This window comes from Blastococcus mobilis (assembly GCF_900188025.1).
GTDB lineage: Bacteria > Actinomycetota > Actinomycetes > Mycobacteriales > Geodermatophilaceae > Blastococcus_B > Blastococcus_B mobilis.
In genome coordinates, this window is sequence record NZ_FZNO01000023.1 from 37,820 (window position 1) to 60,739 (window position 22,920).

The following is a 22,920-nucleotide window of genomic DNA, read 5'->3' on the forward strand; positions in this document are numbered from 1 at the left end:
CAGCGACCCCCTCCCGGGACGGGGTCCTTCCACCTTCCTCAGCCGGCTGCGTGGACGGTGACCTCGGCGATGTCCGCGGAGAAGCCGTTCTCGCTGGGCACCAGCCCGGTGATCCAGACCAGCACGTAACGGGCGGAGACCGGCTCCTCGAAGCTGAGCTGCGTCTCCTCCTCGACCGTCCCGTCGGCGGCGACGGCGAAGTCGTCCAGGTCGCCGTCGGGGGAGTTCCCGGTGCGGATCTCCACCGTCGCACCGGGGGCGGAGCTGGTGAGGGTGACCGCCCCGAGCTCCTGCTTCTGCCCCAGGTCCAGCAGGAGCCCGACGCCGTCCTTGAGGTTGCCGAAGGCCGGTGAACCGCGGTACTCCAGGGTCGACCATGAGGTGGAGGGGTCGCCGTCGAAAGCACGCGGGACGGCGCGGGTGTTCTCGGGCTCGCCGTCGCCGCCCGGGTCGTACACGGCGCCCGAGGCGATCGGCACGGTCTCCCCGGCCGGGACGGCGGCGCCCCCCGTCTGCGGCGCGGGCGCGCTCACCGAGGGGGTCGAGCCGGGAACCTCCTCGACCTCCCCGGCGACGGACAGCACCTTGTCGCCGATCCACCAGGCGAGCGCCACGACGATCAGCAGGGCGAGCAGCGGCAGCGCGATGAAGAGCATGCGGCGGCGCTTGGCCGCGTCGTCGTCGAGATCGTTCTCACCGGTGGCCGGCCCCTCGTGGTCCGCTGCGTCGCCGAGCACCGCGAGGGATTCGTCGTCGTAGCGGTCGGGGGTGGCGGAGACCGACCCGGCGTAGGCGCCGGTGGCCGGGGCGACGGTGTCGGCGTCGATCGTGTCGCCGCCGAGGGAACCGGGGGCCGGCGGGGCGCTGGTGACCGGCCGCACGGGAGGAACGGGCGGTCGCGCGTGCGGGTGGAGACGGACGGGCTCGGCGCTCGCCACGGCGCGCGTCGCGCCCCCGCCGTCGGGGTGGTCGGAGGCCTGGTCGGGCCGGCGGTCGCGCAGCCGGCGCAGCCAACCGCTGTCGGTCTCCTCCGCGCGGGCGGCCGGGGTGAGGGGGCCGGGGCGGGACCGCTCCGCGAGCAGCGAGGCCATCGCGGCGACGCTGGACAGGCCCTGTCCCGGTTCGGTGGACCGGGCGCGGCGGACCAGCGCCACGAGGTCCGACGGCCCCGAGACGGTGCGCGGCCCGGGGTGGGCCGGGTCCAGGCCGGTCAGACAGGCCTCGAGGAGTGCGCCGAGGGCGGCGATGTCGCCGTCGATGCTGCCGGTCGCGGCGGGAACGGCCCGCAGGCCGACGAGGCCGTTCGGGCGCAGGACGACGTTGTCGGGGGTGAGCCCGCCGACGGCGAGGCCGACCCGGTGTGCTTCGGCGACCCCCTCGGCGAGGCGTCGCAGCACCGTCCGGGCCTCGCGATCGGGCATCGGGCCGCGGGCGAGCCGCTCGGCGAGGGTCTCGCCGTCGATCCACTCGTTGACGACGTAGGCGGCGCCGCCCGGGGTCTGCGGGTCGCCGGAGCCTTCGGAGGCGTCATAGACCATGGCCAGAGCCGGGGTGGCCAGCCCGCCGGCGGTCAGCGCGCGGCTGATCCAGGCGTGTGCGGCGGGGCCGGCCGGGGTGTGCACCCGGATGGCGACGTCGCGGTTGAGGACGCGGTCCTTGGCCCGCCAGCACTGGATGACGCCGGTGGGAGTGGGCTCGTCGGGGCCGACCTGGTCGAGTGGGCGGTAGCGGTCGGGAAGGCCGGTGGTCGTCGATGTCATCGACACTGTCGACCTCCTGTCCTGTTCCGACCGCCGGCGCGAGCGCTCCGGAGACGGCGGCGTCACATCCCGCGTGGGTCCGGTCATCCGCGTCCCGTCCGGGCCCTGATCGCTGCCAGGGGCTGCTTGATCTCCGGGACGCGGGCCAGCACCAGACCCGCGAGCGCCACGCCGCCGATGACCACGGTACCGACCAGCACCGTCACGAGCGAGCCTGTGGCGGACGTGCCGACGAGGTCATCGGTCACGTTCCGGACGAGCAGCCCCGCGCCGCCCGCGATCAGCGCGGCCGCGGCCATGCGCAGGACCGGCCCGAACGTCTCCCGCGTGCGCAGGCCGCCGAGCCGGCGGCGGAGGGCGACGTCGCCGATCACCCAGCCGACCACGTAGGTGATGCTGGTCACCAGCATCAGGCCGGCGACGACCAAGTCGGGCCCGACGACCGCCGGGACGGCCAGCAGCAGCGGTACGCGGACGGCGACCATGCCGATCTGGATCAGCGTCGGGGTGCGGGCGTCCTTCATCGCGTAGAAGACCCGCAGCTGGAGCAGCGTCACCGCCATGGGCAGCAGTCCGAAGGCCCCGATGGCCAGGGCCGTGCCGATCCCCGCGGCCTGTTCGGCCGTCGTCTCGCCCCGGGCGAAGGCGAGGACGCCCAGTGCGGGGCCGAGGACGATCAGCGCGGCGGTGACCGGCAGGAGCCCGAGGGCGGAGAGCCGGGTGCCGAGCGAGAGGTCCTGGATCACGGCCGGGAAGTCGTGCCGCGCAGCGGCGCGGCTCATGCGGGGCAGGAGCGCGGTGAGGAGTGCGACGCCGATGATCCCGTAGGGCATCTGGAACAGCAGGCTCGCGTTGGCGAACGCCAGCGAGCCCAGGCCGCCGGCGCGCCCGGCGGCGTTGGCGATGCGCATCGCCACGGCGACGCCGATCGCGCTGACCGCGGAGTACCCGATCACCCAGAGCCCCAGCGTGCCGGCCTCGCGCAGCCCGGTGTTCTTCAGGCCCCAACGGGGACGCACCGGGACACCGACGCCCCGCAGCAGCGGCAGCAGGACCAGCGCCTGGACCGCGATGCCGAGCGTGGTGCCGATCCCGAGCAGCCAGACCTGGCCGGGCGTGATGGTCACCGGGGTCAGCTCCCCGGGGCCGCCGGCGGCCAGGAAGAGCAGGCCGGTGGCGATCACGACGACGTTGTTGAGCACCGGCGCCCACGCCGGCGGCCCGAAGACGCCGCGGGAGTTCAGGATCGCCTGGGCCAGGGCGCCGACGCCGTAGAAGACGATCTCGACCAGCAGGATGCGGGCCAGCCAGTTGGCCAGCCGCACCTGTTCCGGGTCGTCCACGATGCCGTAGAGCCGGGTCAGGAGCGGAGCGGCCAGGATGGCCACCGCCGTCACGACGACGAGCCCGCTGAGCGCGATCGTGCTCAGCCGCTGCGCGTAGGCCGTGCCGCCGTCGCTGTCGCGCTCCTGGGCGTGCACCAGCAGCGGGACGACGACGGAGGCGAGCACGCCCCCCAGGAGGAGTTCGTAGACGATGTTCGGCAGGGTGTTCGCGGTGTTGTAGGCGTCCCCGACCGCGCCCACGCCCAGCGCGGCGACCAGGACCATCGTCCGGAGGAGGCCGGTGATGCGGGAGACGAGCGTGGCGACCGCCATCGTCCCCGCGGCGCGCAGGATCCCGCCCGCCGCACCCGGTGCGCCCTCGCGCCGGTCGGCGTCCTCGTCGGTCTCCGCTGCCGGCCCGCGCGGGACCGGGGGGAGAGACGTCATCACCTGCGTGTGGCTGTCGTCCGCGGCAGGCACCCAGCGCCCCCGGGCCGCGCGCAGGGGCGGCAGGGGCGGCAACGGCCGTGGCACGGGCCGTGGCGCGGGCTGCGGGGATCCGTGTGTCGGGTCGGCGAACGGCGCCGACGGCGGCGGAGCGGCGCGGTAGGGGGGAGGCGGCAGGGCCGGGCCGTCGGCATTGGCGGGGGCCCGGCGAACCGGTGGAGGTACCGGCGGGCGCCCGCTGCGCACGTCGTCCTCGGCCAGGCCGCCCGGGTCGGGGGCCACGGGTCGTTCGTCCTCCGGATCGGCCCTCACACCGGGCTCCGGTTGGGCGGTGGCTGGAGGGCGGCGCCCTCCGGCGCTACCGCCGGCGGAGCGGCGTCCGCTGCCGCCCGGCGGCGCCGGAGGACGAAGTGGACCAACCGGCGGAGGAAGAGCAGGCCGAGCAGGGCGGCCGCCCCCACGGTGATGATGAGCGAGATCGGGCCGTACGCGGTGCTCTTGACCTGCAGGGAGATCTGGTCGCCGAGCGGGCCGCCGGCGGGCGTCGTCAACTGTGCGCGGACGGCGAATCCGCCGGACTGGTGCACCTCGGTGGGCACCTGGAGGGTGGAACGCTCACCCGGGGCCAGCGTCTGGAGGCCGATCTCCCCGATGGACAGGCCACGGCTCCCGCGGGTCCGAACGTCGAGCAGCACCTGCACGGTCACCGGGAGGTCGTTGCGCACAGTGAGCACGAGCGGCGCCTCGCTGGAGCCGAGGCTGTAGGTGCCATCGGCCGGGGCCAACAGCGTCACCTGGCCGCGCAGTTGCTCCAGGAAGGTGCGCAGGGAGTTCGCGACCGCCCGCATCTCCTCGGGGTCGTCCCGGCGGCCTGCGGACGCGGCCCGCGAGATCGCCGCGTCGTAGCTGCGCAGGGCGGTGTCGGCGTCCCCGACCACCGCACCGGCCAGGTCGTCCCGGACCGCGACGCCCGCCACCACATCGGCCATCCCGGCGGGGTCCAGGCCAGGCGCGTCGGCCGGATCGGCGAGCTCACCGGCCGGCGCCGCGGCGCCGGCGGACAGCTCCGCCACGGTCGACGGGCGCAGCCACGGCAGGCTGCCGATGTCGGTCATCATCGCGCCGGCGCCCTCGGGCACGGCGTCCACCTCGCGGGGCGGGGCGACCAGCACGGTCTGTTCCGTCCCGTCCGGAGCCTGCATGGTGAGGGCGGCGAGCTCGGCGAGGTAGCGCTGCTCAGCCATGCGCGCGCCACCGGCTGCCTCCTCCACGGAGCTGACGAGACCACCCAGCCCGGGGTCGGCGACGAGGACGTCGAGCGGCCCCTCGGCGGTGGCCACGGTGGTCCGGGCGGTCGCGGTCGGGTCGGAGAGGCCGACCGCGTCGTCCCCGTCGGTCAGCCCGCCCGCGCCCAGGACGACCTGGCCGACACCGCCGGCCTGCAGGGTCGGGAGGGTGCCGGCGCGGAACGATCCCCCCGGGGCCCAGGCGAGGTCCGTGCGCGGCTCGACGTCGAGGGCCTCGGCGAGGATGGCCGCTCCGGCACCCTCCGCCGACTCCTCCGTCTCCGGTGCTGCGGCGTCCGTGGGCCCCGTGGCGGAGGACGTCGCCGCGGCACCGTCCTCGGTCGGGGTGGTCCCCGGTGGGTCCTGGGCGGTTCCGTCGGGCGTGCCGGGCAGGCTGCGGGTGAGGACGTCGGGAATCCCGGCGCCGACCAGAGCGTCGGCGTCCACGTCGCCGTAGGGCAGGGCGACCACCGGGTGGACGGCCGCGACCGCGGTGAGTCGCTCGAGGAACGCCGCGGCCGCCTCGGTACCCCGTCCTGCCTCGCCGCCGACCTCGTAGGGCCCGCCGGCCATCAGCTGCAGCTCCTCCACCAGCGCCGGGTCGACGGCCAGCGTCACCTCGATCGGCGGCGCGTCGCTGCCGCCGGCCGGCAGCCCGCCGGGCAGCCGCTCGATCACGGCCAGCGCACGGTCCAGGCGTCCACCGGTGTCGACGGACTCGGCGAGCCCGTCGTCCCGGAACCCGCCCGAGGGCTTGCGGTGCGAGGGCTCGGCGATGGGCCACAGCCAGGCGACGGCGGTCCGTGTGGTGGGCACCGGCGGCTGCTGCACCACGTACGTGGGCAGCTCACCGACCCGCCGCTGCTCGACGCCGTCCACGGCCCCGTTGACGTTGAGCAGCACCGGGTAGACGCCGTCCTCGGCGAGCCGGAGTTCCTCGGCGGGCAGCGTGTAGTTGAACGCGAGCTCGTCGCCCGGGGCGAGCTCGCCGGGAACCTGCTGGAACGGCGGCACCACGGCGGTCGCCGGGTCGGGGTCCTCCTGATCGGCGGCCAGCTCGGCGCGCGTCGTGAGGACGGCGCCGCGCTGCAGCCGCAGGCTCAGATCGGTGATCGTGGTCGGCCCCGTGTTGGTCAGTGTCCCGGTGACGGTCACGACCGACCCGGGGGTGATGGTCCGCGGCTCGAAGCGGCCGACCGCGATCCGGACGGGCCGGTCGACATCGGTGGCGACGTTCGGGGCTGCGCTCTCCGCGGGAGCGGCCACGACCGGGATGTCGGCGGGCGCGGCGAGCGCCGGCGCGGCGGGGACGCCGAGCGCCAGACCCAGCGCGGTGACACCCACCGCCGTGGCGGACAGGGGGGCGGCGGCGGCGCGGAACAGCGCCGTCCGCGTCACCACACCTCCTCGCCGGCGCTCACCGGCCACCTGACGCGGGGCCGTGCCGTGCCTGTCTCGACCTCGCACGCCCGGTCAGGCGCTGTCGGCCAGCAGTGCGGGCGCGCGCTCGACCAGTGCTCGCTCGTCGGCATAGGCCAGCCGGCCACTCAGCTCGTCGAGGGGGACCCAGGCGACCTCGGTCACCTCGACGTCGGCATCGGACAGGGCGCCGCCGATCGCGCGAAGGAGGAAGTGGTGCACGGTCTTGTGCACGCGCCGGCCGTCGGCGACGAACCAGAAATCGATGATTCCCAGCGGAGCGACGACCTCGCCGACGATCCCGGTCTCCTCCGCCACCTCGCGGACCGCGGTGTCCGCGGGGGTCTCGCCCGCCTCGATGTGCCCCTTGGGCAACGACCACAGGAGCCTGCCCCGGCGGTCGGTGCGGCCGATGAGGGCGGCGCGGGGCCCGGTGACACCGTCGTCGGCCACCACCAGGCCCCCGGCAGACGTCTCGTCGACCCGGCGCAGCCGGCGGCCGGGGCGCCCGCGCCCGCCCGTCCCAGCCATACCAGGAGGGTAGCGCGCGTCCGGCGACAGCTCAGGGAGCATCGCAGCGAGGAACGAGCTCAGTGGCCGCGCTGCAGGGTCCCGCCGCGAGCGAGCGGTGGGGGGCAGCGGGGTCCTTACGCGGAGCGCGGAGCCGGACCAAGGCGGCTGAGCGACGGCACTAGTCTGGCTGGTCGTGTCCGCAGAGCCCCCGCGTCCCACGACTGAGCCCGCGAGTCGTCCGCACGCCGAGCCGGTCCCCCCGGCCGTTCAGGCGACGGTGCGGGAGCTGGTCGACCTCTCCCCCGTCCTGACCGAGCTCGGGCAGCGCTTCACCGCCGCGGGTTTCGAGGTCCACCTCGTCGGAGGCTCGGTACGGGACGCGTTGCTCGCCGCGGCCGCGCCCGCGCACGACCCGACCCACCCGCCCGGCGACCTCGACCTCACCACCGACGCGCGCCCCGAGCAGGTCCTCGAGCTGCTCCGCGGATGGGCCGGTTCCACGTGGAACACGGGCATCGCGTTCGGCACGGTCGGTGCCGAGGTCCGCGGATCGCGGCTGGAGATCACCACGTTCCGGGCCGACCGCTACGACCGGGAGTCCCGGAATCCGGAGGTGGCCTGGGGGAACTCGCTGGTCGACGACCTTCGACGTCGGGACTTCACGGTGAACGCCATGGCGGTCTCACTGGGCCCCGACCGGACGGTGACCGACCCCTTCGGAGGTCTGGGCGACCTGATGCGCGGGCGGCTGCGCACGCCTGGTCCGGCCGTGGAGTCCTTCGCCGACGACCCGTTGCGGATGCTGCGCGCCGTCCGGTTCGTGGCCCAGCTGGGCCTCGTCCCCGAGGACGACGTCGTGGCGGCGATGACCTCGCTGAGCGGTGAACTCGGCCGGATCACCCCCGAGCGGGTGCAGGCGGAGCTGTCCAGGACGCTGCTCCAGGACGCCCCGAGGGCGGCGCTGGAGCTCTTCGTCGACACCGGGCTGTCCGACGTGGCGCTCCCGGAGCTCTCCGCCCTGCGGATGGAGATCGACGAGCACCACCAGCACAAGGACGTCTACACGCACTCGCTGACGGTGCTGGACCAGGCCATCGCTCTGGAGAAGGCCGACGCGGAGGCGCCGTCGCCGGACCTGGTGCTCCGGCTGGCCGCGCTGCTGCACGACATCGGAAAGCCGGCGACCCGCCGGCACGAGCCCCGCGGGCGGGTGTCCTTCCACCACCACGAGGTGGTCGGCGCCAAGCTGGTGCGCAAGCGGCTGACCGCGTTGCGGTACTCCAAGGAGATCGTCGAGGCGGTGTCCCGCCTGACCTTCCTCCACCTGCGCTTCCACGGGTACGGCTCCGGCGAGTGGACCGACTCCGCGGTCCGCCGGTACGTCACCGACGCCGGAGACCTGCTGCCCCGCCTGCACAAGCTGGTGCGGTCGGACTCCACGACGCGGAACAAGCGGCGGGCGGCCGCGCTCTCGGCCACCTACGACTCGCTCGAGGCGCGGATCGCCGAGATCGCCGAGAAGGAGGACCTGGCGCGGGTGCGCCCGGACCTCGACGGCAACGCGATCATGGAGATCCTCGGACTCCGCCCCGGTCCGGATGTCGGGCGCGCCTGGCAGTTCCTCAAGGACCTGCGGCTCGAGCGAGGTCCCCTCGACCCGGACGACGCCGAGGCCGCGCTCCGGGACTGGTGGGCGGCTCAGCAGGACTGAACCTGCCTCCGGACTGCAGGTAGCGCGGCGTCCTGCCGACAATCCCGACGTGGACGACCACGAAACCGCCGGCGGCGAACCGGCCGGACCGGTACCCACCTCGCCGACCGGACGGGTGCCGGAGTGGGTGCTCCACGAGGCGGCCGGCCGACCGGTGCAGTCGGTCCCCTGGCGCTCGGACAGGGCGGGGCCCGCACGGCGCCGCGGCCGCACCGTGCTGCGTGCGCTGGTCGTCGTCCCGCTGGTGATCCTCCTGAGCCTCGGCGCCGCCGTGCTGGTGGGTCCCAGCTCCTGGCCGTGGAGGCCGGTGGCGCCCGAGGCCGCACCGCCGGCGGCACCCTCGGTCACCCCGCCGACGCTCACCACACCCCCGGACCGGCCGACCGCGGGCCGCGAGGCGGCCCGCAAGCCGCTCGGTCGGCCCCTCCCGGCGCCACCTGAGGGAGGCGCGCACGCCTTCATCGCACTGCAGGCCGACGGTGTCACGCCGGTCGCCTACGACCCCTGCCGCCCGGTGTACTACGTCATCCGCCCCGACAACGCCCCCGCAGGTGGGGATCAGGCCGTGCACGAGGCGTTCGCGCGACTCTCGGAGGTGACCGGTCTGCAGTTCCGCTACGACGGGGTCAGTGACGAGTCCACGACCCTCGACCGGCCCATCTTCCAGCCCGAGCGGTACGGGGACCGGTGGGCGCCGGTGCTGGTCGCCTGGGAGAGCGAGGAGCAGAACCCGGCGCTGGCCGGTGACACGGTCGGTCAGGCCGGCAGCGTGGCCGTCTCGCTCGGCGACGGGCCGCGGGTCTTCGTCACGGGAACGGTCTCCCTGGATGCCGGCCGGATGCCGGAGATCCTGGCCATGCGGGACGGCGCCGCCACCGCGCGCGCGATCATCCTGCACGAGATCGGCCACCTGGTCGGCCTTGCGCACGTCGACGACGGGGAGCAGCTCATGTACCCGGAGGCGCGGCGGGAGGTTCCCGACTTCGCGCCCGGCGACCTGACCGGCCTGGCCGTCCTGGGCGACGGGCCCTGCGTGCCGGAGCTCTGACCGGCGGTCAGTGCTGCCCGGCCGTGCGGAGGTAGGCGATGGCGGCCAGCAGGTAGCCGACGGCGACCCCCACCGGCACCGCCGAGGAGACGCCCGACTCCGGCAGGATGGCGGCCCCCACCCCGAGCGCGAGCACGAACGTCATGTTGAAGAGCGTGTCGTAGACCGAGAAGACCCGTCCGCGGTAGTCGTCCTGGACCGTCTCCTGCAGTGTGCTGTCCACGCAGATCTTGACCGCCTGGGCCACGAACCCCAGCAGCAGCCCGGCCAGGACGACGGTGACGGGTGAGAGCCACGGACCGAGTGCCGCCTGGACCACCCCGCCACCGGTGAGCAGGAGCGGGATCCACTGCGTGGTCCCCAGGCGCCGCACGGCGGGAGGCGTGACGACGGCGGCGAGGAGCGTGCCCAGGGCGGCGGCGGCCACGACCTGCCCCAGTCCGAGGATCCCGCCCGGGAACAGCCCACCCTTTTCCTCGAAGGTGTTGCGGTAGAGCAGCAACGTCATGAGCGTGAAGACGCCGTAGTAGAGCCGGTGCAGGCCGATCGCCAGGAGTGCGGCGGCCGCCGGGGGCCGGGCGGCGACGTGCCGCGTTCCGGCGACCATGCCCAGGAGCGTGTCCCGGATCGAGTCGCCCGCCGACATCGGGACGGAGCCGGCCACGTGGTCCGGCCCCAGATGGGTCCGGGAGAACCTGCCGACGACGGCCGCGGCGCCCAGGTAGGGGACCGCCGCCGCAAGGGCCATCGCGGCGTAGCCGGCGTTCCCCGAGCCGATCCCCTCCAGCACCAGGACGGCGACGGTCCCACCGGCGACCGTGGACACTCCTCCCGACGTCGTCGACAGGGCGTTGGCCGGGACGAGGGACGCCTCCTCGGTGGTGTGCGGGAGACCCACGGACAGCGCGGAGAGGACGAACCGGTTGACCGAGAACACCGCCAGCCCGGCCGTGTAGAAAGCGGCCCCCTCCACGCCGCCGAGGATCAGAGCCGCGACGACGGCCACCAGTCCCGCCCGCACCACGTTGGCGCGCAGCAGCACCTGCCGGCGACTCCACCGGTCCAGCCAGACGCCGGCGAACGGCCCGACGAGGGAGTAGGGCAGCAGGAGCACGGCGAAGCCGGCGGCGATGTCGACCGGGTCCGCGGCCCGCTGCGGGTTGAACAGCACGGTGCCGGCCAGCGCGGCCTGGAACACGCCGTCCCCGAACTGGCCGAGCAGGCGCGTTCCCAGCAGCCGGCGGAAGTCGCCGCGGCGCAGTACGTGGGCGACAGGCGTCCCGACCTCCGGCACGCGGCCACCCTACGGTCCGCGGACCGCCACACCGCTCGGCTCCGACCAGCCGGTTGTCGAAGGGGTGGAGGGATGTCCCTCCGGTGCGCGTCGGTGGGGCACACTGGTCGGGATGACCCCGGCGCCCTCGTCACCCGACCCCGAGTCCGGTCCGCCAGCGCGGCCCGCGACCGGTCGCAGGCGCGCCCCCGCGGTTCCTGCCCTGGCCATCGGCTCCCTCGACGACGTCCGTCCGGGGGCCCTGCTGGTGGCCATGCCGGCACTCAGCGATCCCACGTTCGCGGGCACGGTGATCTACGTCCTCGACCACTCCGACACCGGAACACTCGGCGTCGTCCTCGGCCGCCCCAGCCAGGTCGAGATCCGCGACGTGCTGCCCGGCTGGTGCGACGTCGCCGTCGACCCCGGGGTCTTCCACGTGGGCGGGCCCTGCGAGACCGACACGGCACTGTGCCTCGCCGTCTCCCCCGGCGCCGTCGCGACGGGGGACAGCCCGTTGCGCCGCGTCGCCGGTGACGTCTACCTGGTGGATCTGGACAGCGACCCGGCGGACCTGGCCGAGGAGCTGAACGGGTTGCGGGTCTTCGCCGGGTACGCCGGCTGGTCCCCCGGCCAGCTCGCGGGGGAGATCGCCGAGGGGGCGTGGGCCTGTGTGCCCGGCCGGCCGGGTGACGTGCTGAGCCCGGCGTCGGGGCCCGATCTCTGGCGTCAGGTGATGGGCCGGCAGACCGGCCGGCTGGCCGTGCTCTCCACCGCCACAGCGGACCCATCCGTCAACTGAGGGGTGCCGTGATCGCCCCGATCTGGTAGGAAGGACTCGGGAGAGGGCGGTCTGGGGAAGAGGCCGCCCTCTCCTTTTACGTCTGCGTCCCCGTCCCGGGCGGCGGCCCCTCCGCGGGCTCCCGCCGCGAGCTTGCCGACGGTGGGGGCAGGGTCCTCCCTCAGATCCCCAGCGAGGCCGCCACGTCGGCGTGCTGGGCCGCGTCGGCGGTCTCCTCGTCGGCCGGTAGGTCGATCCTGCGGGTGCCGTGCTCGGACAGGGTGATCGTGACGTCGAACTCGGTGTCGGCGAGCGTCGTCACGAACTGGGTCAGCAGGTCGTCCGCAGCGGCCACGGCGACGATCTGGCCGTCGGGCAGTCCGAACAGGGTGGCCAGGCGGCTGTCGATGGAGCGCTGGCCCTGCCAGGTGTAGTCGCGGTCGAGAAAGGCGCGCGGGTCGTCGGCCGTGTGCGCCGACAGGTTCAGGACCACCTCGATGAGGACGTCGACCAGCACCGGTGTCCCGTCCTCCGTGCCGGTGCTCACCGGACGGCGCAGATAGGCCGCCTGCGGGGCGCCGCCCTCCGCGAGGGCGTCGGTCAGGCCGGCGACGTCACCGACCCAGACGTCCTCCGACGTGAAGAAGAGGGTGCGGGTGTCCTCCGGGCGCCCGTCAGCGAAGCTGGTCACCGCCTGCGCCCGGCCGACGTCCTTCCGGAAGTCCACCGAGCCGGTCAGGGTGAGCAGCCGGTCCTCGCCGTACGGGGCGGTCACGACGAAGTCGGCACCGCCGCGCTGCTCGTTGCGCTGCAGGAGGGCGGCCAGTGCCGCCGCCTCTTCCTCGGTGACCGGGTCGCCGGCCTTCCGCTCGGCGTGGCCGCCGGTGGTGCATCCGGTGAGCAGCGCCAGCGTCAGCCCCAGCGTGAGGGGCAGGAGTCGGGCGCGGGACGGCATGCGGTGCAGCGTATGCAGCAGCGGGCCGATCCCCCGGTACGACGCGACAGCGAAAGGACCGCCCTGCCCCCCACCACTCGCAGGCTCGCGGCGGGGCCCTGCAGGGCGGCCGCTGACGATGGTGGGGGGAGAGGGGTCCTCCTGCTAGTGGTCCTGCCTGTTAGTTCGTCGGCGTATCCGGCAGCCAGGCGGTCGGGTCGTTGAGATAGAGGCCGCAGGCGCAGTCCAGGGCCTCCTGGGGGGTGCCGGCGGTGTCTCCGCTGGGTAGGTAGCTGTCCTGGTAGTCGTCGTGGCTGGCTCGGTAGAGGGCGAAGCCCCAGCGGCTGGCCGACCCGGAGTAGCGCAGCCGGAACAGCGGCAGCACCTCACCGTCGGGCAGGCGGCCGTCGACGTAGGCGAACTGGCCGCGGAAGCGGACCTCGACCTTGGCCAGCGCCGGCCAGCGTTCCCGGGCGTGGGCGTTGAGCCGCTGGCCGAGACTGGTCTTGGTGGAGGTCGGCGGGGTCGGCATTCGTCGATCCTGCCGCGTTCAGGCCGCCAGCGCGGAGGTGTCGGCGGGCCGGTGAGCGTCGATGCGGCGCAGCAGGTCGGCCAGCTCGCGTCGGCCGAAGCGCCAGTCGAACGGGGTGGCGGTGGCGTTGAACCGGGGCTCGAAGGCGGTCAGCCGTTCGGCCAGCGCGTCGAGGTCGGCGAAGTCGGCCGGTCGCAGCACCTTGCGCCCGATGATGGAGAAGACGATTTCGATCTGGTTCAGCCAGGAGGCGTGCACCGGCAGGTGCACCAGGCAGGCGGTCGGCCAGGCCGCGCGCATCCGCTCAACCGAGCGTGCGCCGTTGTGCGACGAGCCGTTGTCCACGATCCAGAACACCCGCGCCGCCGAGGCGTAGGGCTCGGTGGTCATCACCTTCTCCACCAGCTGCCCGAACGGGGCGATGCCGGTGGTCGGCGCGATGGTGCCGAGCAGCTGGGCGCGGTGGACGTCGTAGGCGCCGAAGTAGGCCAGCGTGCCACCGCGGCGGTACTCGAACTCCACCCGCCGGGTACGTCCCGGGCCGGGCGGCAGCTCCGGATGGCGGCGGCGCAGGGCCTGCAGCTGGGACTTCTCGTCGGCGCTGATCACGTATTCGTCGTCGCCGAGCTCGACGCCGTGCCAGATCCGGGCGTAGAGGTCGAGCACCCGGGCGGCCTTGGCCGCGAAGTCCGGATCGCGGGGGAAGATCCAGGAGCGGTGCTGCCAGGGCTTGATCGCGTCGTCGTGCAGCCAGCGGCGGACCGTGGACGCCGACACCGACACCGTCAGTCCCTCGGCCACCGCCTGGGCGGCCAACTCCGCCGAGCTCCACCGCGACAACGGCACGTCCCGCGCCTCGGGCGGCTCGCAGGCCATCGCCTTGACCTCGGCGACCACCGGCGCCGGAAACGATCGTGGCCGGCCCGAACGCGACCGGTCGGCCAGCCCGTCCAGACCTGCCTCGGTGAACCGCTGGCGCCACCGGCTGACCACCCCGACATGCACGTCCAGCCGCGCGGCGATCGCGCTGTTGGACTCGCCATCGGCGGCCAGCAACACAATCTTGGCCCGGACCACCTCGGCGAAGGGCGCGGTGTAGGTACGGGCACGCGCCTCGAGCACCGCCCGATCCGCCCCGGACAACACGATCACGAACGGGGACTGACGGGTCATCGCAAACCAGGCCTCCGCGCAGGCACAGCAAGATCACGGAGGCTCGGCGCTTCCCCTCGCCGAGACGAACTCAACTTACGACGCTGTACTTACGGGCGCGACCACTAGCGCTCGACGTCACCCCTGATGAACGCCTCGACGGCGTCGCGGGCCTCGCTGTCGTCGTACTGCACCGGCGGGCTCTTCATGAAGTACGACGACGCAGACAGGATCGGGCCGCCGATGCCGCGGTCCTTGGCGATCTTCGCGGCGCGGACGGCGTCGATGATGATCCCGGCCGAGTTCGGGGAGTCCCAGACCTCGAGCTTGTACTCCAGGCTCAGCGGGACGTCGCCGAACGCGCGCCCCTCGAGACGGACGTAGGCCCACTTGCGGTCCGAGAGCCAGGGCACGTGGTCCGAAGGGCCGATGTGCACGTTGCCCACGCCCATGTCGCGGTCGACCTGGCTGGTGACCGACTGGGTCTTCGAGATCTTCTTGGACTCCAGGCGCTCGCGCTCGAGCATGTTCTTGAAGTCCATGTTGCCGCCCACGTTGAGCTGCATCGTCCGGTCCAGCTGGACGCCGCGGTCCTCGAAGAGCTTGGCCAGCACGCGGTGGGTGATGGTTGCGCCCACCTGGCTCTTGATGTCGTCACCGACGATCGGCACCCCGGCGGCGGTGAACTTGTCCGCCCACTCCTTGGTGCCGGCGATGAAGACCGGCAGCGCGTTGACGAACGCGACACCGGCGTCGATGGCGGCCTGGGCGTAGAACTCCGCGGCGTGCTGGGAGCCGACGGGGAGGTAGCAGACGAGGACGTCGGCGCCGGACTCCCGCAGCGCCGCGACCATGTCGACGGGCTGCTCGTCGGACTCCTCGACCATCTCGCGGTAGTACTTCCCGAGACCGTCGAGGGTGGTGCCGCGCTGGACGGTGACCCCGAGCGGCGGGACGTCGCAGATCTTGATCGTGTTGTTCTCGCTGGCGACGATGGCCTCGGAGAGGTCACGGCCGACCTTCTTGGCGTCCACGTCGAACGCGGCGACGAACTCGATGTCGGAGACGTGGTACTCGCCGAAGCGGACGTGCATCAGCCCCGGAACGGAGGTGCTCGCGTCCGCGTCGCGGTAGTAGTGCACGCCCTGCACGAGCGAGGCGGCGCAGTTCCCGACGCCGACGATGGCGACCTTCACTGATCCCATGACTCTCCTTCTCCCTGGACCGGCTGGCCCGTGTACGTGAACCGCGAGCGGTCCGGTGGTGACTGTTGACGGGGCCGGACACCCCGTCGCGTGCTCAGGCGGGGTTCGACCGATCCCCGTCGGGTGGGTCGGGCAGCGCTGCTGCCCCCGAGGTCCCGGACGCCTCACGGCGTTCGGTGTCGATGAGCTCCGAGAGCCAGCGGACCTCCCGGTCCACCGACTCCAAGCCGTGGCGCTGCAGTTCCAGCGTGTAGTGGTCGAGGCGCTCCCGGGTCCTCGCCAGTGAGGACCGCAGCCCTTCCCGCTGCTGCTCGACGGTGCGACGGCGGCCCTCGAGGATCCGCAGTCGCACGTCCGAGGCCGTGTGGCGGAAGAAGGCCAGGCGGACGCCGAAGAGCCCACCGTCGTCGTAGGCCTCCGGGCCGGTCTGGCCCACCAGCTCGTGGAAGCGCTCCTTCCCCTCCGCGGTGATCGTGTAGACCACCTTCCCGCGGCGGCCGGTGAGCGGCGGTGCGTCGGCCGGCAGCAGCGCGTGCGGGTCGGGCTCATCGGTGGAGATGAGCCCGGCTGCGCGCATCCGCTTGAGCGCGGGGTAGAGGGAGCCGTAGGAGATGCTCCGCATCCCGCCGAGCACCTCGGCCAGTTGTTTGCGCAGTTCGTAGCCGTGCATCGGGGACCGGTGCAGCAGGCCCAGGATGGCGAACTCGAGCATTTCGCCCTCCTGGACCCGTGTCCTCGATGTATCGGGACGATACATTGCGTCGATGGGTCAGCGGAAACCGGCCGCGGCGCGGACCCCGTGGGACGGCGGGCCTCCCGCGTCGTGGACAGGCCGCTGGCCGGGCCGAGTGCGTACATTGGCCGCCGTGCCCGGACGTCGATCCGTCGTGGACTACTCGCTGCAGCGGCGAGCCGTGCTCGCCGACGTGTACGCGGGCCGCACGGGTCTGTTCGAGGTGTGCGACGCCAGCCCCTACCTCTCCCGGGCGGCGAAGTACCACGGCGAGGTGACCTCGGTCGCTTGCCCGGTCTGCCGCAAGGAACGCCTGACGCTCGTGAACTACGTGTACGGCGACCACCTCGGACCGACGTCCGGGCAGGCCAAGACCGAGGTCGAGCTCGCACGGATGGACGCCGCGCAGGAGGAGTTCACGGTGTACGCCGTCGAGGTGTGCCGCAGCTGCGGATGGAACCACCTCGACTCCTCGTACGTCCTGGGTGCCGAGCCCGTGCCGGGGCAGCAGCCCCGCCGGGGACGGCGTCGGGCCGCCACGGAGTAGGCCTCGGCGCCGGGAGGTCGGCCGTCCCGGCAGCCCCTCCGGTCGCAGCAGTCCCCACCGGGCACCGCTGCGTGGGGTCCTCCCCCGCTCCCACACCTGAAGACGCCACGCTCACGGACAACGCTCACGAACAACGCTGCGACCGGTACACCGGCTCGCCGACGAAGACTGAAGACAGACCTGACAGAGAGGGGGTCCTCGTGCCACACGACGAGACCTCGCCCGTCGCGCCCCGCGCCGGATCGGTCCGCCGTCCGCCGCCCGCGCGGACCAGGAGCACCGGCGGAGGTGGCCGTGGATCGGGCCGTCCCCCGGCCGGTGGCCGCGCCCGCACGACGGCCGCCCGCTCCGGCACGCCGACCCCACCGCGCCCCGCGGGTGGCCGGCCGGGCGCCCCGGGCGCCAAGGCCTCGGCCGGCAAGGCCAAGGGTGCGGCGGCCCGGAACACGAAGCAGAAGCGCAGGCGCAGGCTGAAACTCGCCGGTGCGCTCGCCGCCGGGATGCTGGTCCTGCTCGGCGTCTTCGTCGGTGTCGTCTACGCCAGCACCGACGTGCCGAGCCCCGACTCGATCACCACCGCGCAGACGACGGTCATCTACTACTCCGACGGCACCACCGAGATGGCCCGTCTCGGCGACGAGAACCGGACGAACGTCGCCCTCGACCAGATCGCGGAGCCTGCGCAGCAGGCCGTGCTCGCCGCGGAGAACCGGAGTTTCTACACCGACCCGGGCATCTCCCTCACCGGCATCACCCGAGCCACGTGGAACAACCTCACGGGTGGCTCGACCCAGGGTGGCTCGACCATCACACAGCAGTACGTGAAGAACGCGATCCTGCAGAACTCGGACCAGACGTTCAGCCGCAAGTTCCAGGAGCTGTTCCTGGCCATCAAGCTGGACAACAACTACACCAAGAAGCAGATCCTCGAGAACTACCTCAACACCATCTACTACGGCCGCGGCGCCTACGGCATCGAGGCGGCGGCCAACACCTACTTCGGCGTCCCCGCCGCGCAGCTGACCGCCCAGCAGGGCGCGGTGCTCGCCGTCCTCATCCGCAGCCCCTCGCGCTACGACCCCGAGGTGAGTCCCGAGGACGCCCAGGACCGCTGGGGCCGGGTGCTCGACGCGATGGTCGAGGAGGGCTGGCTGACCGCCGAGGAGCGCGCGGCGTCGGTGTACCCGCCAGTGCTGCCGAAGGCCGGATCGTCCCTGGGCATCCCCACCGGTCCGGAGGGGCTGATCGTCAACCGGGTGCTCTCCGAGATGGAGAACAAGCACGGCTACGACGAGCAGCAGATCCGCGCCGGAGGCCTCCGGATCACCACCACCGTCGACGCCGGTGCGCAGAACGCCGCGGTGACCGCCGTGAACGAGGTCATGGACGGGGAGCCGGAGGGCCTGAGGGAGGCGCTCGTGGCCGTGGACCCGCGCACGGGTGGTGTGCGGGCCTACTACGGCGGTGCGATCGGAGCCGGCGACGGCGCCATCGACTACGCCCGCGCGCAGCGCCAGCCCGGCTCGTCGGTGAAGCCCTACGTCCTGGCGACGGCGCTCGAGCAGGGCATCAGCGTCACCGCCCGCCGGGACGGGAGCTCGCCGCAGGAGTTCCCGGACCGCGAGAAGCCGGTGGTGAACTCGGGCGGCGCCTCGTGCTCTTCCTGCACCCTGCAGGAAGCCATCACCCGGTCGCTGAACACCACCTTCTACGGACTGGCCTACGAGGTCGGCCCGGAGAAGGTGGCGGATGTGACGCGCAAGGCCGCGGGGCTGCCCGACGTCTGGGAGGAGGGCAACGACCTCCTGGTCGGGCGACCGACGCTGGCGAACCCGACCACGGGGAACGTCGGTTCCTCGATCGGCATCGGTGAGTACGAGATGCGACCGATCGACCAGGCCGTCGGCTTCGCCACCCTGGCCAGCGGTGGCATCCAGCGCGATCCCCACTTCGTGGCGAAGGTCGCCAACAACGAGGGCGCGGTCCTGCTGGAGAACGCCGGCGACCCGGGCGAGCAGGTCATCGACCCCGCCGTCGCGTCCGACGTGACGTACGCGATCAAGGGCGTGGCCTCCTACTCCAAGCGTGCTCTCGACGGCGGGCGCGAGGTCGCCAGCAAGACCGGCACCCAGGGGCTGAACGCCAAGGACAACTCCGACGCCTGGATGGTGGGATACACGCCGTCCCTGTCGGCGGCGGTCTGGATGGGCAACGACAACCCGAACGAGCCGATCGTCAACGCGCGCGAACAGATCATCTACGGCTCGGGTCTGCCCGGCGCGATCTGGCAGCAGTTCATGAACACCGTGCTCGCGGGCACGCCGAAGGAGGACCTGCCGGACAGGCCGTCCATCCGGGGCGACTCCGGCGAGGGCGTCCCGGAGCCCACCCCGACCCCCACCCCCACGCCCGAGGCGCCCGAGCCGACTCCCACCCCCACTCCCGAGGCGCCGGAGCCGACCCCGACCCCGACGCCGACCCCGACGCCGACGCCGTCCGTCGTGGTGCCACCGGGAGGCGAGGGCGACGGGAACGGCGACGGCAACGGGAACGGCAACGGGAACGGGAACGGGGGCGGTGTCCCCGGGCTTCCCGGGGAGCCGGAGGAACCCGAGAGGCCTCCGGGCGGCTGAGCCGCCTCGGCGCCGCGGTCCCGCACACTGGGCTCGTGAGCACCACCTCCACGGACCCCTCCGGAACGTCTTCGGAGGGGTCCGTGCTCGTTCCACGTGGAACGAGCACGCCCGGTCCCGGCGACCCGATCCGACCGGACCGGGTCGTGCCCTCATGGGTCGACCCGGTGGTCGCCCAGGCCAGCGAGGCAGTCGGCGGTCCGTGGGGCCGGCACGCGGTGACCGGCCGTGCGCCCTTCTGGACGCCGCTGCGGGTGTGCCTTCTCTTCGTCACCTCCGTCCTCGCGGTGGCATGGGGCAAGCAGGCCCCCTGCGCGAGCGGTGACTGGAGCGGATCCCGCCAGTACACGCACCTCTGCTACTCCGACGCGGTGCCGCTCTTCGGCAGCTACGGCCTCGATCAAGGCGCGCTGCCCTACCTGGACGCGACCGTCGAGTACCCGGTGCTCACCGGTGCGTTCATGGTGCTGGCCGCCGCCGGTGCGCGGCTCTACGACGGCGTGGCCGAGCGGCTCGGGCTGCTTCCCGACGTGCCCGCGGTGCAGAGCTACACCGTGCTGACCTGCCTGCTGCTGTCGGTGTGCGCGCTGCTGCTCGTCCGGGCCGTCCTGGGGTTGTCGGGTCGTCGTCCCTGGGACGCCGCCATGATCGGGCTGTCCCCCGTCCTGCTGGTGCACGCGTTCACGAACTGGGACCTGCTCGCCGTCACCCTGGCTGCCTTCGGGATGCTCGCCTGGGCCCGGTCGCGGACCGTGCTGGCCGGCGTCCTCCTCGGTCTCGGGGTCGCGGCCAAGTTCTTCCCGCTGCTGCTGCTCGGCGTCCTCTTCGTGCTCTGCCTGCGCGCCGGCCGGCTGCGTGCCTGGGCGACCACGGTGGCTGCCGCCGCGGGCGCGTGGGCCGCGGTCAACGTGCCGGTCGCCGCCCTCGCCTTCGACAACTGGGCGTGGTTCTTCGTCTTCAGCAGGCAGCGGCCGGCCAACCCCGAGTCGATCTGGAACATCGCGTTGCACGCGACCGACCGACGGATCCTGGACGGCCCGCTGGCCGCGGGGCAGACGCCCACCGTGCTCAACGCGGTCGTCGCCGTCAGTCTGCTGGTCCTCGCGGCCGGCGTCGCCTGGCTGGCGCTGGCCGCCCCCGTTCGGCCGAGGGTGGCCCAGCTCGCCTTCCTGCTCGTCGCGGGGTTCCTCCTGCTGAACAAGGTGTGGAGCCCGCAGTTCTCGTTGTGGCTCCTGCCCCTGGCCGTGCTCGCCCGGCCGCGGTGGCGGTCCCTGCTGCTGTGGCAGGCGACCGAGGTGCTGGTGTGGGTCGTGACGATGCTGCACTACCTCGGCACGGACAACCGCGGCATCGAGGTCGAGTGGTTCTTCCTCGGCGTCCTGCTGCGTGACATCGCCGTCGTGGTGCTCATGGCCCTCGTCGTGCGCGACGTGCTCCGCCCGGACGGCGACGTCGTCCGCACGTCCTGGCCCGGAGTCGACGATCCGTCCGGAGGCCCGCTCGACCACGCCCGCGACCGCTGCACCCTCCACGCGTGGCCCAGGACGATCAGGTCACCTGATCGTTGTGGTCCTGGCTCAGCGTCGATGGGGAGCCAGGACCCCACCAGGTGAGCCAGGACCCGTATCAGGCCAGTGCTTCGCGCAGCAGGGTGATCTCCTCGGCGTGGGACGCCGCGTCGCCGGGGGTCTCGAGCACGATCGGGCAGTCGGCGACGCGCGCGACCTCGACCAGGAGCTCCGCCGGGATCTCGCCCTCGCCCAGCGGCGCGTGGCGGTCGCGGCTGGAGCCGTGCGGGTCGCGGCTGTTGTTCAGGTGCACCAGGTCCACCCGTCCGGTGACGGCGCGCACGTCGTCGACCGCCGTGGCGAGGTCCCAGCCCGCGGCCCACGCGTGGCAGGTGTCGAGGACGAACCCGGCGCCGAACTCCCCCACCGCCTCCCAGAGCCGGGCGATGGCGTCGAGGTCGCGCGCCATGGCGTTGCCGCCGCCGGCGGTGTTCTCGATCAGCAGCGGAACGGTGAAGCCACCGTCGTCCGCCTGCCTGGCGAAGGTCTTGCGCCAGTTGTCCACGCCCACCCCGGGGTCGTCCTTGGCCAGGACGTGCCCGCCGTGGACGACCATGCCCACCGCGCCGATGGCGCCGGCAGCCCGCGCGTGCCGGTCCAACAGCTTGCGGCTGGGGATGCGGATCCGGTTGTTCGTCGTCGCCACGTTGAGCACGTAGGGCGCGTGCACGACGACCATGACCTCACCGGTCAGCAGGTCCTCCGCGTCGGGCCGGGGCTTCGGGGCCGTCCACCCCTGCGGATCGGCGAGGAAGACCTGGACGCCGTCGGCGTCCATCTCCGCCGCCCGGGCGAGTGGCCCGCCGTCGTCGAGCTCGTTGTCCTCGGTCAGACCTGGGCCGACGTGTACGCCGATCGGGTGTCGCACGGAGGGGGTCGCCACGGCCACCGACCCTAGTTCGTACAGAACTCGGCGTTTAGCCGTAACTCCGATCACACATCATCGTTGGTGCAGCGTGACGGGGGTTACTTCCCAGCGTCGAGTCGGAGGTAGGGGCAGAGCATGGCAACCGGTCGGATCCGTCGAACAGCGCAGCGGGGCATCGCCGCGGCCGTCCTCGGCTGGCTGGGGGTCGCCGCCGTCTCGGTCCTGACGGCCCCGAGCGCCGCTGCGGCACCCGCGCGAGCCGTCACGGTCGAGATCAAGAACGTGACACCGCCCGCGGCCAGCGTGGAGCCGGGCGGCACGGTGACGTTCGTGAACAGGATCCCGGCCCAGAACAAGGGCGGGATCTCCGTGCCCCTGGTGGGCAGCGTCTCCGCCACGGTCTTCACCGACGTGTCGGTGACCTTCTTCGGCCAGCAGCGGAACCTCGCGCCGGACCAGAGCGCCCAGTGGACCTTCACCGCCCCGGCCACGACGGGCACCCTCACCTACACGTACCGCATCGTCCCCCAGGCGGGTCTGGCGGCGAACGTGGCCGACCAGGTGGTGAACACGGTGGCCGGCACGCTTCCGGCCCTGCCGGCCCAGACGCCGTACATCGTGCAGACCGTGGCTCCGGCCCTGCCGAAGCTCCCGGCCGCGAACCTGCCGCCGCTGCCCACGGTGGAGCTGCCGCCCCTCGGCGGCGACGAGAACCCTCCGCCCACGCCGCCGACGACCCCGCCCACCACGCCTCCGGACGACACCGACGACGGCGTCGACCCCGTCCCCACCGGCGACCAGTACGCCTACAACACCGGTGGCGGCGCACCCCGGCTGTCGCCGTCCGACGTCGTCGCCGCGTCCGCCTTCGACCCGTCGCGCTACTTCGTCCCCGGCCGGAGCCTCGGCGGGGTCGACCGCGGGGGAGCCGGCGGCGCGCCGGGCAGCTACGACGGCGCCTCGGTACCCGTCTTCGGGCAGCTCGCCGGCCTGGACGGCTCCGCACTCGCGGAGGACTCCGTCTCGGAGGCCGCTTCGGAGTCCACCCGGGCCCAGACGCTGCCTGCGGCCGCGCTGGCCGCCGTCGTGGCCCTCGTCGCGGTGACCGCCGCGCTCGTCCGCACCCAGCAGGCCTCCCGCGCCTCGCGCTGACCTGCTCGCCGCTCCCGCTCGCCACCGCCGGCC

18 protein-coding genes are annotated in these 22,920 nt (G+C 73.4%); 7 read left to right on the forward strand and 11 right to left on the reverse strand.

What is annotated here, in order from left to right; genetic code table 11:
* Positions 1 to 38: 38 nt before the first annotated feature.
* The 4 genes from CHB94_RS18515 to CHB94_RS18530 all read right to left on the reverse strand — a co-directional run bounded on the left by CHB94_RS18515 (position 39) and on the right by CHB94_RS18530 (position 6,768).
* A complete protein-coding gene (locus tag CHB94_RS18515; protein ID WP_089338077.1) occupies positions 39 to 1,760 on the reverse strand; it encodes a hypothetical protein in 1,722 nt (573 codons plus the stop codon).
* Positions 1,761 to 1,843: 83 nt separating this feature from the next.
* On the reverse strand, positions 1,844 to 3,814 hold the full coding sequence (gene murJ / locus CHB94_RS18520) for a murein biosynthesis integral membrane protein MurJ (protein WP_254920759.1): 1,971 nt from the start codon (positions 3,812 to 3,814) through the stop codon (positions 1,844 to 1,846).
* A 26-nt stretch (positions 3,815 to 3,840) separates the two neighbouring features.
* Positions 3,841 to 6,216, reverse strand: coding sequence for a DUF6049 family protein (locus CHB94_RS18525; RefSeq protein WP_089338038.1), 2,376 nt, complete (start codon positions 6,214 to 6,216; stop codon positions 3,841 to 3,843).
* A gap of 75 nt (positions 6,217 to 6,291) precedes the next feature.
* On the reverse strand, positions 6,292 to 6,768 hold the full coding sequence (locus CHB94_RS18530) for an NUDIX hydrolase (protein WP_089338039.1): 477 nt from the start codon (positions 6,766 to 6,768) through the stop codon (positions 6,292 to 6,294).
* A 175-nt stretch (positions 6,769 to 6,943) separates the two neighbouring features.
* Between CHB94_RS18530 and CHB94_RS18535 the strand changes: the two genes are divergently transcribed.
* Together CHB94_RS18535 and CHB94_RS18540 are read left to right on the forward strand one after the other, a co-directional pair.
* On the forward strand, positions 6,944 to 8,461 hold the full coding sequence (locus tag CHB94_RS18535; RefSeq protein ID WP_254920760.1) for a CCA tRNA nucleotidyltransferase: 1,518 nt from the start codon (positions 6,944 to 6,946) through the stop codon (positions 8,459 to 8,461).
* Between the two features lie 49 nt (positions 8,462 to 8,510).
* Positions 8,511 to 9,509 carry a matrixin family metalloprotease gene (locus CHB94_RS18540; RefSeq protein WP_254920761.1) on the forward strand — a complete coding sequence of 333 codons (999 nt, stop codon included), beginning with the start codon at positions 8,511 to 8,513 and terminating at the stop codon, positions 9,507 to 9,509.
* A 7-nt stretch (positions 9,510 to 9,516) separates the two neighbouring features.
* Here the strand turns inward: CHB94_RS18540 and CHB94_RS18545 are convergent, their stop codons facing one another.
* Complete coding sequence (locus CHB94_RS18545) at positions 9,517 to 10,803, reverse strand: MFS transporter (protein ID WP_089338042.1); 1,287 nt, start codon at positions 10,801 to 10,803, stop codon at positions 9,517 to 9,519.
* A gap of 112 nt (positions 10,804 to 10,915) precedes the next feature.
* Here CHB94_RS18545 and CHB94_RS18550 point away from each other — a divergent pair, with 112 nt between their 5' ends.
* Positions 10,916 to 11,584 (forward strand): YqgE/AlgH family protein, encoded by a 669-nt coding sequence (locus tag CHB94_RS18550; RefSeq protein WP_176445628.1) that lies wholly within the window; start codon positions 10,916 to 10,918, stop codon positions 11,582 to 11,584.
* Positions 11,585 to 11,744: 160 nt separating this feature from the next.
* Here the strand turns inward: CHB94_RS18550 and CHB94_RS18555 are convergent, their stop codons facing one another.
* From CHB94_RS18555 to CHB94_RS18575, 5 genes are all read right to left on the reverse strand, one after another.
* On the reverse strand, positions 11,745 to 12,518 hold the full coding sequence (locus CHB94_RS18555; protein WP_089338043.1) for a hypothetical protein: 774 nt from the start codon (positions 12,516 to 12,518) through the stop codon (positions 11,745 to 11,747).
* Positions 12,519 to 12,678: 160 nt separating this feature from the next.
* Positions 12,679 to 13,029 (reverse strand): hypothetical protein, encoded by a 351-nt coding sequence (locus CHB94_RS18560; RefSeq protein WP_089338044.1) that lies wholly within the window; start codon positions 13,027 to 13,029, stop codon positions 12,679 to 12,681.
* Positions 13,030 to 13,047: 18 nt separating this feature from the next.
* Positions 13,048 to 14,202 (reverse strand): IS630 family transposase, encoded by a 1,155-nt coding sequence (locus CHB94_RS18565; protein ID WP_089338045.1) that lies wholly within the window; start codon positions 14,200 to 14,202, stop codon positions 13,048 to 13,050.
* 104 nt (positions 14,203 to 14,306) lie between these two features.
* The gene (locus CHB94_RS18570; RefSeq protein WP_089338046.1) at positions 14,307 to 15,386 is read right to left on the reverse strand and encodes an inositol-3-phosphate synthase; all 1,080 of its coding nucleotides are present in this window, start codon (positions 15,384 to 15,386) and stop codon (positions 14,307 to 14,309) included.
* 94 nt (positions 15,387 to 15,480) lie between these two features.
* The gene (locus CHB94_RS18575) at positions 15,481 to 16,098 is read right to left on the reverse strand and encodes a PadR family transcriptional regulator (RefSeq protein ID WP_089338047.1); all 618 of its coding nucleotides are present in this window, start codon (positions 16,096 to 16,098) and stop codon (positions 15,481 to 15,483) included.
* Between the two features lie 154 nt (positions 16,099 to 16,252).
* On the opposite strand from CHB94_RS18575, the gene CHB94_RS18580 reads away from it, so the two are divergent.
* From CHB94_RS18580 to CHB94_RS18590, 3 genes are all read left to right on the forward strand, one after another.
* Complete coding sequence (locus CHB94_RS18580) at positions 16,253 to 16,666, forward strand: DUF5318 family protein (protein ID WP_254920762.1); 414 nt, start codon at positions 16,253 to 16,255, stop codon at positions 16,664 to 16,666.
* A gap of 200 nt (positions 16,667 to 16,866) precedes the next feature.
* Entirely contained in the window at positions 16,867 to 19,299 is a 2,433-nt protein-coding gene (locus CHB94_RS18585; RefSeq protein WP_254920763.1) for a transglycosylase domain-containing protein, read from the forward strand.
* Between the two features lie 146 nt (positions 19,300 to 19,445).
* Complete coding sequence (locus CHB94_RS18590; RefSeq protein WP_254920764.1) at positions 19,446 to 20,912, forward strand: glycosyltransferase family 87 protein; 1,467 nt, start codon at positions 19,446 to 19,448, stop codon at positions 20,910 to 20,912.
* A 13-nt stretch (positions 20,913 to 20,925) separates the two neighbouring features.
* Here the strand turns inward: CHB94_RS18590 and CHB94_RS18595 are convergent, their stop codons facing one another.
* Positions 20,926 to 21,750 carry a deoxyribonuclease IV gene (locus CHB94_RS18595; protein ID WP_254920765.1) on the reverse strand — a complete coding sequence of 275 codons (825 nt, stop codon included), beginning with the start codon at positions 21,748 to 21,750 and terminating at the stop codon, positions 20,926 to 20,928.
* 120 nt (positions 21,751 to 21,870) lie between these two features.
* Between CHB94_RS18595 and CHB94_RS18600 the strand changes: the two genes are divergently transcribed.
* Positions 21,871 to 22,887, forward strand: a complete 1,017-nt coding sequence (locus CHB94_RS18600) for a cupredoxin domain-containing protein (RefSeq protein ID WP_089338050.1) — start codon at positions 21,871 to 21,873, stop codon at positions 22,885 to 22,887.
* The last annotated feature ends 33 nt before the right edge of the window (positions 22,888 to 22,920 follow it).